The sequence below is a fragment of the Metapseudomonas otitidis genome (assembly GCF_011397855.1).
Classification (GTDB): domain Bacteria; phylum Pseudomonadota; class Gammaproteobacteria; order Pseudomonadales; family Pseudomonadaceae; genus Metapseudomonas; species Metapseudomonas otitidis.
Map to the genome: position 1 here is coordinate 4,569,799 of NZ_AP022642.1, position 15,451 is coordinate 4,585,249.

Below are 15,451 nucleotides of genomic sequence, written 5' to 3' on the forward strand. Positions count from 1 at the left end.
CATCCCTGCTGGCCCCGGGAACAGGGCCTACAACTGTAGTTACAGTTTCCCTGCACGGAGCATAGACGAGGATTTCAGTTGGCCACCATCGAAAAACCGCCGTTCGGCGGTTTCTGCAATGAATGTGAAGTGGCATTCACAACTGGCGGGGTGAAAACGCCTCCAGCGCCTCAAAGGGCGCCCTCGCCCACCGCTCCACAGCCGCCCGGGTGGCGTCGTCCGCCTCGCTGCGCTTGGCCTCGCCGTCGGCGCTGAAGGCCATCGCCGGACGCTTCGCATCGTGCCCGGCAACGGCCTGCAGGTGCGGCACGGCGGCCGGGTCGATGCACAGCAGCGGGCCCAGGCGGCCCCAGAGGGCGCCGGGCAGCTCGCGGTAGTTCAGGGCCACCGCCTCGCCTGCCGAGCACAGGTCGAGCCCGGCCTGCAGCAGCTGCCCGACCATCCAGGCGAGGTAGTCGCCGGGCGCCAGCGCCTCCCGCCCCGGCAGGCCGTCCAGCCCGGACGGGCCCAGCAGTCCGGGAACTGCATGCAGCCCGGGCTGGCGCTGGTGGGACACCACCACCTCCAGCGGGTCGCGGTAGAGGAACAGGCACGGCACCTCGGGGCAGAGCCGGCGCAGCAGCTGCGCCTCGAACAGGTTCCAGGCGTCCAGCTTCACCACCAGCCGGGTTTCGTCGCCATGGCGGCGCTGGCCATAGGCCGAGCACAGCGCGCGCACCGTCTCCGCCTGCCAGGCAGAAGCGCCGGGGTCGCGGTAATGCGCGCGCAGCACGGCATCCAGTGGCGGCGGCTCGGACAGCACCACGTGCCCGGGCAGGGCTCGCAGCAACTGCGCCAGCAGGGTGGAACCGCAGCGGGAGGTGTGGAACACCAGCAGCGACGGTTCAAGGCCGGGGCTGCGGGCCTGCCAGTCGAGCAGCGCGTCCAGGCCGGTCTGGCGGCGCAGGGCCAGGTTGAACGGCAGGCGCAGCGCTTCGTCCACGTCGTCACTGAAGAAGGGCCGGGCCAGGGGCGTGGTGCCGAACCAGGCCCAGTCCAGCTGCCAGTTGCCGGCCTGTTCGAAGGCGCGGATCGGCAGCCATTGGGTGAAATCCAGGGCCGTCATCGCATGCTCCATTGGCGGCTCCAGGCCTGCCGTGCCTGGCGCATGACCATGCGCACATCCGCCTCGCTGAACACCAGCCCGAGGGTCTGGCCGGCGGCCACCGCATCGCGGCAGAAATCGGTGGGGTCGGTGATCAGTTGCAGGGCATGGGCCAGTTCCGGGCGCTGTTGCACCTGCTCGTTGAAGTCGGCGAAGGCGCGCATGCCCCGGCTCGGTTGCAGCGCGGGCGTGGTCGGCAGGCCCTCGGTGATGGCCTGGAACAGCCGTGGGTTCACCATGCAGTCCAGCACCAGGTGGATGCGCGGCCCCGGGCCGGGGTTGTCCACCCGGTGCGGGCGGGACAGGTCGATGAACCAGCACTCCCCCGGTGCCATCGGCACCTGCCGGCCGTCCACCAGGAACTCCACATCCGGCGGGCTGAGCAGCGGCACGTGCAGGCGCAGCGGCCCTTCCGGGCTGCCCAGGTCGGGGTCGCAATGCTCGCGGATGCTGGCACCGGCGCCCAGGCGCAGCAGGCGGGCGCTGCGCAGGTCCTCGCCGAACCATTCGATGGCCGCCAGCCAGGCCGGCTCGGCCGTGCACAGGGCACTGCGGGCCACCGGGCCGAAACCCGGCGCCAGGGGAATCGGCGCATCCACCGCGGCCACCAGGTCGATGCCGCTCCAGTCGCCCTGGTAATAGCCGGTGTTGAAATGCGCCACCCAGGCCGTCGGGGCGATCCGCTCCAACGCCGCCAGCAGCGGCGCCAGGTCGAAGCGCCAGGGCAGGCGGGAGCAGATCGGCAAGGCTTCGTCCATGGAACCCTCCTGGCAGGCTGTCCGTTCGATTGATGGGCTAGAAACCGCTTTCCCTCACCCCCAACGCCGCCATGCGGCGCCAGGCGAAGCCCAGCAGCGATTGCCGGCTGCCTTCCAGCACCACCACGCCGCGCAGTGGCTGGTCGGGGGGCGGCAAATCCTGCAGCAGGCTGAGGCGCACGCCGTACTGGGCCTGCACCGGCTCGGCGCGTTGCTGGGCATTGCGTCGCACGGCCACCTGGCCGTGGTGGTCGGAGGCCAGGGCCTCCAGTTCGAGGAAGGCGACGCCGGTGGTGTCCACCTCGTCCAGGCGCACCGGCAGGGCCGGCCGCGCCGGGTCGTCGGCGATGAAGCGGCCCTCGGTGCCCGGCGCCACGCGCCAGAGGTTCTCTTCGGCCAGGTAGCCACGCAGGCGCAACCCGGGGGCGATCACCCGCGCCAGGGTCTCGCCGCTGTGCAACCAGCGGCCCACCACCAGGTCCGGCGGCAGGTCGCGCACCACGCCGGCCAGGGGCGCGCGCAACTGCAGGCGCTCACGCTGGGCGGCCAGGCCGCGGTACTCGGCCACGGCCTCGGCCAGCTGCTGCTCGATCACCCCGGTCTCGGCGGCGGTCTCGCTGCGCCCGGCCTGGCGTCGCAACTGCAACTGGAGGATGTCGATCTCGCGGCGGACGATGCCCTGGCGCGCGTCCAGGTCCGGGGATTCCAGCTCCACCAGCAGGGCGCCCTGCTCCACCGTGTCGCCGTCCTTCACCCGCACCGCCTTGACCCGCGCACCGATGGGCGCGTGCAGGGTGCCGGTGCGCGAAGCCTCCAGCATGGCCGGCACGTCCACCGCGTTGCGCCAGGGCACCAGCAGCGCCAGCAGCACCAGCCCCAGGGCCGAGCCGGTGAGCAGCACCTTGCGCGGGTCGGCCTGGTCGCGCCGTTGCCACCATTCGCCGAACTCCTTCCAGATCGGCAGGCCGATGAACCACACCAGCTCCACCAGCATCAGGAAGATGCCGAGCACCTTGAAGAACAGGTGGTAGACCGTCAGCGCGATGCCGAAGAACAGCGCCGCACGCCAGATCCACGAGCCGTAGCCCCAGGCCAGCAGGCGCCGGCGCATGGCCTCGGGCCAGGGCTCGGGGGCCGGCTCGCCGTAGCCGAACAGCGCCTCGCGCAGGCGCCAGCGGCACAGGGCGAAGGCGCGGTTCTGCAGGTTCTCCACCTCCCACAGGTCGCTGAGCAGGAAGTAGCCGTCGAAGCGCATGAAGGGGTTGAGGTTGATCGCCAGGGTGGTGATCCAGGTGGCGCTGGAGAGCATGAAGGCCGCGGTGCGCGCCGGCCCGTCCGGCAGCAGCGACCAGGCCAGCAATGCCAGCACCGCCAGCACCAGTTCGGCCAGCACCCCGCCGGCGCCGATCAGCAGGCGCGAGCGGCGGTCCTGCACCCGCCAGGCATCGCTGACGTCGGTGTAGAACATCGGCAGCAGCACCATGAAGGCCAGCCCCATGCTCTGCACCCGGCAGCCGGCGCGCTTGGCCATGAAGGCGTGGCCGAACTCGTGGCAGAGCTTGGCGAAGGTCAGCGCGATGCCGAAGGCCAGGGCGCCGCCCAGGCTGAACAGGTGCGGGAAGGTGGCCAGGTAGCGCTCCCAGTCCCGCGCCACCAGGAACAGCCCCAGCAGCAGGATCACCGGCAGCCCGCGCCGCAGCAGCCAGGGCCCGTTGCGCTCCAGCACCGGCCAGGCACGGTTGAGGAAGCGGTCCGGCCGCCACAGCGGGATGCGGAAGAACAGGTACTGGTGCAGCACCTGCTGCCACAGGCTGTGGCGCGTGCTGGCGCGCTTGAGGCTGTAGCTGGCGCGCTGCTCCGGGTCGAGGGCAGCGATCAGGTCGTGTCCGCGCAGAAAGCGCAGCATCTGCTCCAGCTCACCGGCCCCGAGGGGCGCGCCCGGCTCGGCGTTGGCCGCCGCCAGCACCGCGCGGGGGTCGCCCAGGGACCAGTGGCGCAGCAAGCGCACGGCCGCCGCGCCGAGTTTGAAATAGCGGCCGCGCAGCGGGTCGGCCAGGGTCCATTGCGGCGCGCCCTCACGGGTTGGCGCAGCGGCGGACAGCTGCAGGTCGGAACGCAGGGCCGGCAGCATCACAACCCCAGGTTCTGGCGCAGCGCCGCCAGGGGCCGGCGCAGCAGGTAATAGGCCAGCGGCGCGCGGGCGCCGAACAGCTTGGCGGTGCCGCGCAGGCCGATGCGCGGCGGGGCATCGGCAAAGGCCGCGTCGAGGCGGTAGGCCAGTTGCCCGGCGGCGGTGGCCTGGGCTTCGTAGGCAGCCCGCTCCAGGCGCGCGTCATGGCGGTTGAGCGGGTCGCTGTCGAGGAACAGCGCCACCTCGGCGCCAGGCTCCAGGGCGATGGCGTCGCCCACCGGCAGCTCGATGCGCAGTTCGGCCTGGGCCGGGTCGGCGATCTGCATCAGCCGCTCGCCGGTCTGCACCGGCTTGCCGGTGAGGCGCTCGGCATCGGCGAACACGGCGATGCCGGCGCGCTCGGCGCGGACTTCGCTGCGCGCCAGCAACTGCCTGGCGTAGTCGCGCTCGGCGCGCTTCTGCTCCACGCGGGCGGCCAGCAGGTCGATGCGCGCGCTGGATTCGGCATCGGCGAAGGCGCGCTGGCTGTTGGCCTTCAGCTCCGCCTCGGCCACCCCCAGGGCGCGCTCGGCAACGTCGGCCTGGGCCTTGAGGGTGGTGGCGTCGAAGCGCACCAGCAGGTCACCGGCGGCGACGCTCTGGTTGGGCTTGACGAGAAATTCGGCGATCACCCCGTCCAGCGGCGCGGCCACCACGCGGCCGCCCTGGGGCACCACTTCGGCGGGTGCCAGCACCGACTGGCGCACCGGCACCAGCAGCACCAGGGCCAGCGCGGCGGCCAGGACCAGGAGCTTCTTCTTCGGCCAGCGCAGGCGCCAGGGCTTGCGCGGCTGCAGGGCCAGCCAGGCGTGGCCGTAGGTGCCGCCCAGTTGCACCAGCAGGGCCTGCTCGGCCTCGCTCCAGGGGGTGTCGCGGGCGATCCACAGGCCGCCGAACACGGCGCCCTGGCGGTCCTTCAGTGGCAGCCAGAAGGCATGGGGCGCGGACAGTGCCTGCCAGTCGTCACGGCTGCTCTCGTCCAGGCTGGCGGGGTCGACCACGCCGGGCTCGCCCAGCAGGCCGGCGGCCAGGCGCTGGGCCGCCGCCCGTTCGACGAAGGCGACGAAGGGCGCGTTGGGTTCCACCACGCTGATGCCGGTGAGGGCGCTGACCTTGCCGGCGATTAGCAGCGCGGCGTGGCGGTAGCCGAACAGGCCCTGGCCATCGTTGACCATGGCGAAGGCCAGTTGCTCGGTCGTGGCGGCCTGCCGGGCCTGGGCCTGGAGGCCGAGAAAGACCGCGAAGACGCGCTCGGCGAAACCGGGCACCGGTGCGTTCATCGCGCCTCCGGGAAGCGCGCGCTGCCGCTCATGCCGGCCACCAGGCCCGACGCATCCTCGGGCAGGCCGCCGATCAGCAGCAGCGTCTGGCTGCCTTCGTCGATGCGCGCGCCCAGGCGCTTGACCACGGCCTTGAGCGGCTTGCCGGTCTCGTCGGGGATGAATTCGAAGGGCTGGCCCGGCTTGAGGGCGCCGATCCAGCGCGAGGGCACCAGCAGGTGGATCTCCAGGGTGCGGTTGTCCACCACCTCCAGCAGCGGCGCGCCGCCGGGCACGCTCTCATGGGGCTGCACGCGGCGGTTGACCACCTGGCCGTCGTAGGGGGCCTTCACCTGGCAGCGCTGCACCTGCACCTGGTAGACCTGCGCCTCGGCCTGGGCCTGGGCCTGGCGGGCCTCGGCCAGGGCCACTTCGAAGCGCCCGACGGAGTTGAGGGCGGCCAGCTGCTGCTTGTTCTTCAGCTCCTCGCGGGCGGCGCGGGTGGCGGCGTTGGAGGCGGTGAGCTGGGCCTGGTAGGCGCTGCAGTCGAAGCGCACCAGCACGTCGCCGGCCTTGAACGACTGCCCTTCGGCGAAGGGCATCTCGACGATGCGCCCGGCCAGCTCGCTGGACAGCACCGCCTGGTTGCGGGCCCGCAGCACGCCCCGTGGCGAAGGGGCCGATGCGGCGGCGGTGGAGGGTGCAGGGGCATCCAGCAACGGATCGTGGGCGGGGGGCTCGTCGGCCCAGGCGGCGGTTGCCATCGCCAGCGAACCCGCCAGCCCGTACATCAGGTGCTTCATAGGTCTGTCCCTAGATTCCAAGTGGAGCAGAGTCTAGGAGAGCGCTCGGACAATAGGAATCGGGTGTCGGAAAGATTCCTCCGCCGATGACGAAGCGTCACACCATCGCCAGGGACCGCTTGCGGGTGGGGGCCGGCCAGGCGCGGTCGATCCGTGCCAGGTCCTCCGCGTCCAGGCGCAGGGCGTGGGCGGCGGCGTTCTGCTCGATGTGCTTGGGCTCCACCGCCTTGGGGATCACCATCACCCCGTCCTGGCGGAGGGCCCAGGCCAGGGCCACCTGGGCGGGGCTGGCGCCGTGGCGCCGGGCCACCTCCAGCAGCGCCGCATCCCGCAGCAGCGCCCCACCCTGCCCCACGGGGCAGTAGGCCATGAGCGGCAGGCCCTCGGCCTGCTGGCGCGGCAGCAGGTCGAACTCGATGCCCCGCGCCTCGGGGTTGTAGAGCACCTGGTTGGCGGCGCAGCCGGGGGGCAGCGCGTCGAGGTCGGCAACGTCGAAGTTGGACACGCCCCAGCGGCGGATCAGCCCGCGCTCGCGCAACTGCTCGAAGGCGTCCACCGTCTCCTCCAGCGGGTGCTCGCCGGGCCAGTGCAGCAGGTACAGGTCGAGGTGGTCGGTGCCCAGGCGCCGAAGGCTGCGTTCGCAGGCCTGGGGGATGCCCCGGCGGCTGGCGTTCCAGGGGTAGACCTTGCTGACCAGGAACACCTGGTCGCGACGCCCGGCGATGGCTTCGCCCACCACCGTTTCGGCGCCGCCTTCGGCGTACATCTCGGCGGTGTCGATCAGGCTCAGGCCCAGCTCCAGGCCCTGGCGCAGGGCGGCCACTTCGCGGGGGCGCTGGTCGGCGCGCTCGCCCATGTGCCAGGTGCCCTGGCCGATGGTCGGCACGCGGGTGCCGTCGGGGAAGGTGATCTCACGCATGGGGCGCCTCCTCAGGTTCGAAGCGGATGGAGTCGGCCGGCGCCAGGCGCAGCGGATGGCGCGGCTGGATGAACTGGGCCCAGACCCAGTTGTGGTGCTCGACGATGGCCTCGGCGCGCTGGTGCGGGCGGTCCTTGGTGGTGTGGCCGTCGCTGACCAGGGTGACGCTGAAGCCTTCGCTGGTGGCGCGGCGGATGGAGGTGTCGACGCAGAACTCGGTGGCGTAGCCCACCACCACCAGCTCGGTGACGCCCAGAGCCTGCAGGGTGGCCTTGAGCGGGGTCTCGAAGAAGGCGTCGCAGGCCGTCTTGCGCACCACCGGGTCGAGGGGCGCGCGCTCCAGGCCCGGGTGCAGCTGCCAGCCGATGCAGCCGGGCTCCAGCTCGCTGCCCGCCTCGCCGTCGTGCTGCACGTAGAGCACCGGGGCGCCGGCGGTGCGGGCACGGTCGGCCAGGCGGTTGATGGTGGCGATCAACTCGGCGGCGCGCCACGGCTCCGGGTCGGCGAAGAACAGCCCCGCCTGCACGTCCACCACCAGCAATGCCTTGCTCATCGTCGTTCCTTGGGAGGGAGGGTGTGGCTGGCGATAGTGCCGGCTGGCGCCGCCCCGGTAAAGACGACCGCTGGTCTGCGCGGCGGAAACTCCACCCCCTGCCCCGGTCACAGCTTCAGGACCCCTTTTCCGGCCTCTTGCCGCCCGCCCGAGTACGCCGCCATGCAGACAGGACGCGACCTCCGCATCGACTTCTTCCGTGGACTGGCCCTGGTGTTCATCTTCTGGGACCACATCCCCCACAACCCCCTGGGCGCGGTGACGCCGCGCAACGTGGGGCTCAGCGACGCGGCGGAGATCTTCGTCTTCCTGGCCGGCTACGCGGCGCTGCTGGCCTACGGCAAGCTGCTGCAGCGCGACGGCTACGGCGTGGCCTGCCTGCGCATCCTGCGTCGCGCCTGGGTGCTGTACATCGCCCACATCTTCCTGCTGGCGGTGCTGATGGGGATGGTGTTCTTCGCCAACGCCCAGGTGGGCGGGCGCGACTTCATCGACGAGATGGGCCTGGACTACTTCCTGGCCAACCCGCAGCAGGCGCTGATCGACGAGCTGCTGCTGCGCTTCAAGCCCAACCTGATGGACCCGCTGCCGCTGTACATCGTGCTGCTGGCCGGCTGGCCGCTGGTGCTGCCGCTGCTGCTGCGCCACCCGCGCACCACGGTGGCGCTGTCGGCGCTGGCGTACCTGGGCGCGCCCTACTGGAACCTGACGGCGCACCCGGGCGGCGAATGGTTCTTCAACCCGCTGGCCTGGCAGTTCCTCTTCGTCCTGGGAGGCGCGGCGGCCCTGCACGCCCAGCGCCACCCGGCCCCGAACCTGACCCCGGCCTGGCGCGGCACGCTGCTGACCGGTTGCCTGCTGTACCTGGCGGCCAGCGCGGCGCTGGCGCTGAGCTGGAAGGTGCCGGGCCTGCACGATGCCTGGATGCCGGACGCGGTGGCGCGGGTGATCTACCCCCTGGACAAGACCGACCTCTCGCCCCTGCGCCTGCTGCACTTCCTCGCCCTCGCCTACTGCACCGCGCGCCTGCTGCCGGGCGGCACCTGGCTGCAGCGCTGGCCGGCACGGGAGGTGGTGCGCATGGGGCGGCACTCGCTGGAGGTGTTCTGCCTGAGCGTGCTGCTGGCGCCGCTGGCCGATGCCCTGGCCACCCTCTACCGGATGGGGGCCGTGGGCCAGGTGGCCCTGGCCTGCGCCGGTGTGCTGCTGATGGTGGCCCTGGCCGGCTGGCTGGACCTGATCGGCCGGCTCGGCCAGCGGCAACCGCCGAAGCCGGCGCTGGCCGCCCGTGGCTACGGCACCACACCCTACGCGGCGGCGTCCTGAACCCGCAGCTCCATCAGCAGCGACAGCGGCATGCCGGTTTCCGGGTGGCACGGCTCACTGAGCCGCTCCAGCCGGAAGCCGGCGTCGGTGACCAGGTTGAACCAGCCATGGACGGTGCGGAAATACCAGGGCATCGGCTCGCGGAAGCCCTCGCCCATGCTGGCGAAGGTCTCCAGGCGCCAGCCGTCCCGGTAGCCTTCCGGCCCGCAGGCGGTCATCGGGTGGACGGTCTGGATCACCACCCGCCCCCGGGGCTCAAGCAGGCGTATCAGGGTGGCGAGGATCGGCCTCAGGTCCTCCTCCAGCAGGGAGAAGTTGCAGACGATGAGGTCGTACTGGCCGTAGACCTTGTAGTCCATCTCCACGACCCGGTAATCGTCCGCCACGAACTGGCCGATGCCCTGGCTACCCTGGGCCTGCCGGGCGGCCTCGATCAGCTCATAGGACGCATCCACCCCGACGAAATCGATCCCCCGGTAGAGCAACTCGCGGCACAGCCAGCCTTCGCCGCAGCCCAGGTCGAGCACCCGGCGCGGCCGGGGCGTGAGCACCGCATCCAGCACGGCCTGGTCGGTGACCAGGCGGCGGCTCTCGATACGGCCACTGCGCACGGCGTCGACCCAGGCCTGGGCATTGGCCCGCCAGCTGTCACGGATACGTTGGCTCGTCGAATCGGTCATGGCGCTCGCTCCCGGGAAAACGCGCGAATGAAAGCACAGCGCGCCCCACCCTGCCCATGGCCGGCGGCCGATGATCGGCGCACCGGCCGCATTGCCCGCCGGGTGCGCCGCGACGGACTACGCTTGCAGCGAGAGCAGTCACCTGAGGCGGGTTCTCGATCATGGGCGTTGCCTGGCAGTCCCACGCATCATCGACCCGGTTGTCTTCGCACAGCCTGGACCCGGTGATCGCGCGCCGCCGGGCCCGCCGACGCCGTCACCGCCTCGCCGTGTGGCTGTTCCTGCTGCTGGTGGCGGTGATCCTGGCGCTGCTGGCCCGCGAGGAAATGCGCCACGCCTGGCTGCAATCCCGCGAGATCAGCCGCTACGCCGCCACCCTGGACTACCGCCTCGGCGACGGGCCCAGCCCGGCCATCCTCTTCCCCCGCGACGGCCCCTTCGACAAGCGCCTGGGCTACGCCCACCTGCCCGCCATGCTGCAGCGCCTGGAACAGCGCGGCTACGAGATCCGCCAGCAGGTGCGCTTCTCCCCGGCGCTGCTGGAATACACCCAGCACGGGCTGTTCCCGCCCTACCGGGAGAAGGTCCAGGCCGGGCTGGACATCCGCGACTGCCGCAACGAACCGCTGTACACCTTCCGCTATCCGCAACAGCTCTACGGCGCCTTCGACGAGATCCCGCCGCTGCTGGTGAGCAGCCTGCTGTTCATCGAGAACCGCCACCTGCTGGACGCCTCGCCCCTGGCCAACCCGGCGGTGGACTGGCCGCGCTTCGCCAAGGCCGCCCTGACCCAGGCCGGCAAGGTGCTGGACGTGCCCGGCCAGAGCGCCGGCGGCAGCACCCTGGCGACCCAGTTGGAGAAGTACCGCCACTCCCCCGCCGGGCTGACCCTCTCGGCCCACGACAAGCTGCTGCAGATGGCCTCGGCCAGTGTGCGCGCCTACCAGGGCGGGCCGGAGACACTGCCGGCGCGGCGCCGCATCGTGCAGGACTACCTCAACAGCGTGCCGCTCTCCGCCGCCCCCGGCCACGGCGAGGTGCACGGCCTGGCCGACGGGCTGCGGGTGTGGTTCGGCGCCGACTTCGAGCGCAGCAACCGCCTGCTGGGCCAGCCCCAGGACGAGCCCGGCGGCCTGGCCGAACGGGGCCTGGCCCTGCGCAAGGCGGTGGCGCTGATGATCGCCCAGCGGCGCCCGTCCCATTACCTCGGGCGCGGCCGCGACGAGCTGGAGGCCCTCACCGACAGCCACCTGCGCCTGCTGGCCGGCGCCGGCGTGCTGCAGCCCGCCCTGCGGGACACTGCCCTCGGCGCACGGCTGGCCTTCCGCGATCTGGCCCAGGACCCGGCGCTGGCACGGGTGGACGGCAACAAGGGCATCAGCCTGGCCCGCGCCCGGCTGTCGAGCCTGCTGCAGATGCCGCTGTACGACCTCGACCGCCTCGACCTGGGCGCCCGCACCAGCCTCCAGGGCGAGCTGCAGCAGGCCGTCACCACCTACCTGCACGACCTTGCCGAACCCGCCTTCGCCCAACAGGCCGGGCTGCTCGGCGAGCGCATGCTGACGGCGGAGAAGACCCGCGACGTGCGCTACAGCTTCACCCTCTTCGAGCGCACCCCGGCGGGCAACCAGGTGCGGGTGCAGACCGACAACACCGACCAGCCCTTCGACATCAACGAAGGCAGCAAGCTGGAGCTGGGCTCCACCGCCAAGCTGCGGGTGCTGGCTACCTACCTGGACTTCGTCGCCCGCCTGCACCAGCGCTACGCCGGGCTCGACACCAAGGCCCTGCGCGCGGTCGACGTGGACCCGCAGGACGTGCTCAGCCGCTGGGCGCTCGACTACCTGGCCAGCCACCCGGACGCGCGCCTGGCGCCGATGCTCGATGCCGCGCTGGAGCGCACCTACTCCGCCAGCCCGGCGGAACGCTTCTTCACCGGCGGCGGCATGCACACCTTCGGCAACTTCCGTCGCGAGGACAACGGCCGCACCCCGACCCTGCGCGAGGCCCTGCGCGAATCCATCAACCTGCCCTTCGTGCGCTTGCTGCGCGATCTGGTGCGCCACGCCATCCACCGCCCCGACGGCGACAAGGCCGCCCTGCTGCGGGACGACCGCGACCCGCGCCGGCAGGGCTACCTGGACCTGTTCGTATCCCGCGAGAGCCAGACCTACCTGCTGCGCTTCTGGAACAAGTACAAGGGCAAGGACGCCGACGCCCGCATGGCCACCTTCCTCGACGGGCTGAACCCCTGGCCTGCCCGGCTGGCGGCGATCCACCGCTACCTGCAGCCCCAGGCCGACCGCGCCACCTTCGCCGCCTTCATGCGCGCGCGCCTGCCCGGCGAAGCCCTCGGCGACAAGCGCCTGGCGGAGCTGTACGACCGCTACGGACCGGGCGCCTTCGACCTCAACGACCAGGGCTACATCGCCCGCGTGCACCCGCTGGAGCTGTGGCTGCTGGCCTACCTGCAAGGCCACCCGCAGGCGAGCTTCCGCGAGGCGGTGGAGGCCAGTGGCGAGGTACGCCGCGAGGTCTACGGCTGGCTGTTCAAGTCCCAGCGCAAGAACGCCCGGGACTCGCGCATCCGCACCATGCTGGAGGTGGAGGCCTTCCTCGACATCCACCAGCACTGGCGCCAGCTCGGCTACCCGTTCGACCACCTGGTGCCGTCGCTGGCCACCGCACTGGGCAGCTCCGGCGACCGGCCGGCGGCCCTGGCGGAGCTGATGGGGATCATCGTCAACGACGGCGTGCGCCTGCCGACGGTGCGCCTGGACGACCTGCACTTCGCCGCCGACACCCCCTACGAAACCCGGGTGCTGCACGAAACCGGCGGCGGCAGGCGGGTGATGCCCTCCGAGGTGGCCGCCGCCCTGCGCGGCGCCCTCGCCCAGGTGGTGGAAGGCGGCACGGCGCGACGCCTGCAGGGCGCGTTCCGCCAGCCCGATGGCCAGCCGCTGGTGATGGGCGGCAAGACCGGCACCGGCGACAACCGCCTGCAGACCTTCGGCCGGGGCGGCCAGGTGCTCGCCTCCCGGGCGCTGAACCGCACCGCAACCTTCGTGTTCTACCTGGGCCCACGCCACTTCGGCACGCTGACCGCGTACGTGGCCGGCGACGAAGCCTCGGGGTTCCGCTTCACCTCGGCGTTGCCGGTGCAGGTGATGAAGGGCATGGCGCCGTTGCTGCAGCCCTACCTGGAGCCTGGGCGTGCCACCCTGTGCCAGGGGCCGCAGACGGCGTTGGGGGCGAGGCAGTTGTAGCGATGAAGGCCGGGTTACCGGCCTGTGGAGGCTGGGCGGAGGAGCTGGAAAGGCCGAGGGCAGACGGGTTGACGCGTTCTGTGGATATCACCTGTTTCGCCTTGCCGGGCGAGCACCTGGTCTCTGAAGCCCCCCGCCAGACAATGAGCAAATCTGAAGCGCACGGTGAAATCCTGCCTGGCTCAGAGGGTAAGGCGGGGAACCTGCCTCTTCAGGAGGCCGAGCGCAGTCGTTGCGCAGGGGGACGAGCGGCATGGATGCCGCGAGAGGCGCGCCAGGCCATGGATGGCCCATCGCGCCGGCCCCCGTAGCGGCGACGGAGGGAGGGAAGCCCCGCGAGGCGGGACCCGGATGGAGGGGCGAGCCCTTTTGGTTGCTTTTCTGTGGGCGGCATTCCGACGATTGAGAAAAGTGACTCGCCTGGGAAGGCGAAACAAAAAACATCCGCAGAACTCGATAACGGGCTTGGCCATTACCGCCTCAGCCCCCACCCGTTGTAGCCCCTATGAAACCTAACCCACCTATTCCCGCCCCTCGTCTTCATCCCCCCACGCCGCTGCCTGCTCCAGCAGGTCGGGGGCGAGGCTCTTGCTGGCGCGGGCGCCCAGCAGCTTGAGGTTCTCGGCGCGGGAGATGAGGTTGCCGCGCCCGTCCACCAGCTTGTTGCGGGCGGCGGCGTAGGCCTTGTCCAGCTGCTGCAGGCGGCTGCCCATCTCGTCCAGGTCCTGGATGAAGGCGACGAACTTGTCGTACAGCGCCCCGGCGCGCTCGGCGATCTCGCGGGCGTTCTGGGTCTGCCGCTCCTGGCGCCAGAGGCTGTCGATCACCCGCAGGGTGGCCAGCAGGGTGGTGGGGCTGACGATGACGATGTGCTGGTCGAAGGCTTCCTGGAACAGGCCGGGGTCGGCCTGCACGGCGGCGGCGAAGGCGGCTTCGATGGGCACGAAGAGCAGCACGAAGTCCAGGCTGTGGAGCCCTTCCAGGCGCTGGTAGTCCTTCACCGAGAGGCCCTTGAGGTGGCCGCGCAGGGAGCCGACGTGGGCCTTGAGGGCCTGGAGGCGGGCGTTCTCGTCCTCGGCGGCGAGGTAGCTCTGGTAGGCGGTGAGGCTGACCTTGGCGTCCACCACCACCTGCTTGTCACCGGGCAGCTGGATCAGCACGTCCGGCTGGAAGCGCTGGCCGTCGGGGCTGTTGAGACTGACCTGGGTGCGGTACTCGCGGCCCTTCTCCAGCCCGGCGTGCTCCAGCACCCGCTCCAGCACCAGTTCGCCCCAGTTGCCCTGGGTCTTCTGGCCCTTGAGGGCGCGGGTGAGGTTGGTGGCTTCGTCGCCCAGGCGCTGGTTGAGCTGTTGCAGGCGCTCCAGTTCGCGGCCGAGGGAGAAACGCTCGCGCGCCTCTTGTTGATAACTCTCCTCGACGCGCTTCTCGAAAGCCTGGATGCGCTCCTTGAGCGGGTCGAGCAACTGGCCGAGGCGCTGCTGGCTGGTTTCGGCGAAGCGCTGCTCGCGCTCGTCGAAGATGCGCCCGGCGAGTTCGGCGAACTGGGCACGCAGGTCGTCACGGGCGGCCTGCAGGTCGGCCAGGCGCTGGGCGTGGGCTTCCTGCTGCTCGCGCAGTTCGGCGGCCAGGGCGGCGCGCTCGCTGTCGAGACGGCGCAGCTCGGCGTCCTTGCTGGCGCGTTCGTCGTTCCAGCCGGCGACGGCTTCACGGGCGGCGCGGCGCTCCACGGCCAGCAGTTCGGACTCTCGGCGCAGGGCGGCCAGCTCGGCCTGCTGGTCGGCGTTGAACTGGTTCAGTTCGCGCACTTCCGCCCGGCAGTCCTCCAACTGGGCGGCGAGGCCGTCCTGGGCCAGTTGGGCAGTGGCCAGGCGCTCGTCCAGCACCAGGCGCTCGGCCTCCAGGACGGTGACCCGGCGTTGCTGGCGCCAGGCCAGGCCGAGCAACGGCGCGGCGGCCAGCAGCAGGCCAAGCAGCAGGTTGGGCAGATCGAGTGGCATGGAGGGCTCCGCGGCAGGGTGCCGGGCAGTATACCCAGCGCCCTGGGGGCGGTCAGGCCTGGGGCAGGCGGGTCAGCAGGCGGCTGGCCTCGTGGGAACCCTGGGCGGCGGCCTGTTCCAGCCAGTGGCGGGCCTGCTGCAGTTCCTGGGTACGCGGCTGGGTATAAAGACGCCCCAGTTCGAGCTGGGCGCGGCGGTCGCCGGCACGGGCGGCCTGGCGCAGCAGGTCGAGGCCGATGCGGCGGTCGCGGGTATTGCCACAGTCCCGGCAGAGCATCTGCCCAAGGCGGCTCTGGGCGGCGACCACGCCCTGGCGGGCGGGCTGCTTGAGCAGGCGGCCGGCGATGCGCTTGACGCTGTCGGCCTGGCTCAGGCGCGGGCTGTCCAGCAGCCACAGGGCGACGCGCAACGGCAGGCGTTGGTCATCGGTGCGGGAAGGGTCGATGGCGGGGGTGCGAAACTTCATTGAAAGGCAGGGGAAGCCGAGAAGGCGCGCCACTCTACTCCTTTTTTTCCACAGGTAAAGACTTGCCAATATCCACAGGCGGCGTTCTAGAGGGCCGCCTTGGGACAATC

At 71.4% G+C, this 15,451-nt stretch carries 12 protein-coding genes; 2 read left to right on the forward strand and 10 right to left on the reverse strand.

The genetic code is table 11. The features are described from left to right. Nucleotides 1-136 precede the first annotated feature (136 nt). From PotMrB4_RS21040 to PotMrB4_RS21070, 7 genes are all read right to left on the reverse strand, one after another. Nucleotides 137-1,105 (reverse strand): sulfotransferase family protein, encoded by a 969-nt coding sequence (locus PotMrB4_RS21040; RefSeq protein ID WP_172434397.1) that lies wholly within the window; start codon nucleotides 1,103-1,105, stop codon nucleotides 137-139. Then, nucleotides 1,102-1,902 carry an aspartyl/asparaginyl beta-hydroxylase domain-containing protein gene (locus PotMrB4_RS21045; RefSeq protein ID WP_172434398.1) on the reverse strand — a complete coding sequence of 267 codons (801 nt, stop codon included), beginning with the start codon at nucleotides 1,900-1,902 and terminating at the stop codon, nucleotides 1,102-1,104. Before PotMrB4_RS21045 ends, PotMrB4_RS21040 begins: the two co-directional genes overlap by 4 nt. A gap of 37 nt (nucleotides 1,903-1,939) precedes the next feature. After that, nucleotides 1,940-4,036 carry an efflux RND transporter periplasmic adaptor subunit gene (locus PotMrB4_RS21050; RefSeq protein ID WP_172434399.1) on the reverse strand — a complete coding sequence of 699 codons (2,097 nt, stop codon included), beginning with the start codon at nucleotides 4,034-4,036 and terminating at the stop codon, nucleotides 1,940-1,942. Next, the gene (locus PotMrB4_RS21055) at nucleotides 4,033-5,352 is read right to left on the reverse strand and encodes an efflux RND transporter periplasmic adaptor subunit (protein ID WP_172434400.1); all 1,320 of its coding nucleotides are present in this window, start codon (nucleotides 5,350-5,352) and stop codon (nucleotides 4,033-4,035) included. The genes PotMrB4_RS21050 and PotMrB4_RS21055 overlap by 4 nt, the downstream gene beginning before the upstream one ends. Next, a complete protein-coding gene (locus PotMrB4_RS21060) occupies nucleotides 5,349-6,134 on the reverse strand; it encodes an efflux RND transporter periplasmic adaptor subunit (RefSeq protein WP_172434401.1) in 786 nt (261 codons plus the stop codon). Before PotMrB4_RS21060 ends, PotMrB4_RS21055 begins: the two co-directional genes overlap by 4 nt. A gap of 97 nt (nucleotides 6,135-6,231) precedes the next feature. Then, a complete protein-coding gene (locus PotMrB4_RS21065; RefSeq protein WP_172434402.1) occupies nucleotides 6,232-7,053 on the reverse strand; it encodes an aldo/keto reductase in 822 nt (273 codons plus the stop codon). Continuing rightward, nucleotides 7,046-7,606 carry a cysteine hydrolase family protein gene (locus tag PotMrB4_RS21070; RefSeq protein ID WP_142015476.1) on the reverse strand — a complete coding sequence of 187 codons (561 nt, stop codon included), beginning with the start codon at nucleotides 7,604-7,606 and terminating at the stop codon, nucleotides 7,046-7,048. The genes PotMrB4_RS21065 and PotMrB4_RS21070 overlap by 8 nt, the downstream gene beginning before the upstream one ends. Before the next feature lie 162 nt (nucleotides 7,607-7,768). On the opposite strand from PotMrB4_RS21070, the gene PotMrB4_RS21075 reads away from it, so the two are divergent. Further along, the gene (locus tag PotMrB4_RS21075) at nucleotides 7,769-8,932 is read left to right on the forward strand and encodes an OpgC family protein (RefSeq protein ID WP_107330694.1); all 1,164 of its coding nucleotides are present in this window, start codon (nucleotides 7,769-7,771) and stop codon (nucleotides 8,930-8,932) included. On the opposite strand, the gene PotMrB4_RS21080 is transcribed toward PotMrB4_RS21075, so the two are convergent. After that, the gene (locus PotMrB4_RS21080; RefSeq protein WP_107330693.1) at nucleotides 8,914-9,612 is read right to left on the reverse strand and encodes a class I SAM-dependent methyltransferase; all 699 of its coding nucleotides are present in this window, start codon (nucleotides 9,610-9,612) and stop codon (nucleotides 8,914-8,916) included. The genes PotMrB4_RS21075 and PotMrB4_RS21080 overlap by 19 nt on opposite strands. Before the next feature lie 161 nt (nucleotides 9,613-9,773). On the opposite strand from PotMrB4_RS21080, the gene PotMrB4_RS21085 reads away from it, so the two are divergent. Further along, nucleotides 9,774-12,878, forward strand: coding sequence for a transglycosylase domain-containing protein (locus tag PotMrB4_RS21085; RefSeq protein ID WP_172434403.1), 3,105 nt, complete (start codon nucleotides 9,774-9,776; stop codon nucleotides 12,876-12,878). 521 nt (nucleotides 12,879-13,399) lie between these two features. Here the strand turns inward: PotMrB4_RS21085 and rmuC are convergent. Continuing rightward, complete coding sequence (rmuC, locus tag PotMrB4_RS21090; RefSeq protein WP_202119851.1) at nucleotides 13,400-14,875, reverse strand: DNA recombination protein RmuC; 1,476 nt, start codon at nucleotides 14,873-14,875, stop codon at nucleotides 13,400-13,402. A gap of 52 nt (nucleotides 14,876-14,927) precedes the next feature. Next, nucleotides 14,928-15,341, reverse strand: a complete 414-nt coding sequence (locus PotMrB4_RS21095) for a tetratricopeptide repeat protein (protein WP_044405541.1) — start codon at nucleotides 15,339-15,341, stop codon at nucleotides 14,928-14,930. Nucleotides 15,342-15,451: the final 110 nt, after the last annotated feature.

Coding starts and splice junctions, on each gene's coding strand:
- PotMrB4_RS21060 (WP_172434401.1), bottom strand. CDS start 6,134: ATGAAGCACCTGATGTACGGGCTGGCGGGTTCGCTGGCGATGGCAACC.
- PotMrB4_RS21080 (WP_107330693.1), bottom strand. CDS start 9,612: ATGACCGATTCGACGAGCCAACGTATCCGTGACAGCTGGCGGGCCAAT.
- rmuC (WP_202119851.1), bottom strand. CDS start 14,875: ATGCCACTCGATCTGCCCAACCTGCTGCTTGGCCTGCTGCTGGCCGCC.
- PotMrB4_RS21055 (WP_172434400.1), bottom strand. CDS start 5,352: ATGAACGCACCGGTGCCCGGTTTCGCCGAGCGCGTCTTCGCGGTCTTT.
- PotMrB4_RS21085 (WP_172434403.1), top strand. CDS start 9,774: ATGGGCGTTGCCTGGCAGTCCCACGCATCATCGACCCGGTTGTCTTCG.
- PotMrB4_RS21045 (WP_172434398.1), bottom strand. CDS start 1,902: ATGGACGAAGCCTTGCCGATCTGCTCCCGCCTGCCCTGGCGCTTCGAC.
- PotMrB4_RS21040 (WP_172434397.1), bottom strand. CDS start 1,105: ATGACGGCCCTGGATTTCACCCAATGGCTGCCGATCCGCGCCTTCGAA.
- PotMrB4_RS21070 (WP_142015476.1), bottom strand. CDS start 7,606: ATGAGCAAGGCATTGCTGGTGGTGGACGTGCAGGCGGGGCTGTTCTTC.
- PotMrB4_RS21095 (WP_044405541.1), bottom strand. CDS start 15,341: ATGAAGTTTCGCACCCCCGCCATCGACCCTTCCCGCACCGATGACCAA.
- PotMrB4_RS21075 (WP_107330694.1), top strand. CDS start 7,769: ATGCAGACAGGACGCGACCTCCGCATCGACTTCTTCCGTGGACTGGCC.
- PotMrB4_RS21065 (WP_172434402.1), bottom strand. CDS start 7,053: ATGCGTGAGATCACCTTCCCCGACGGCACCCGCGTGCCGACCATCGGC.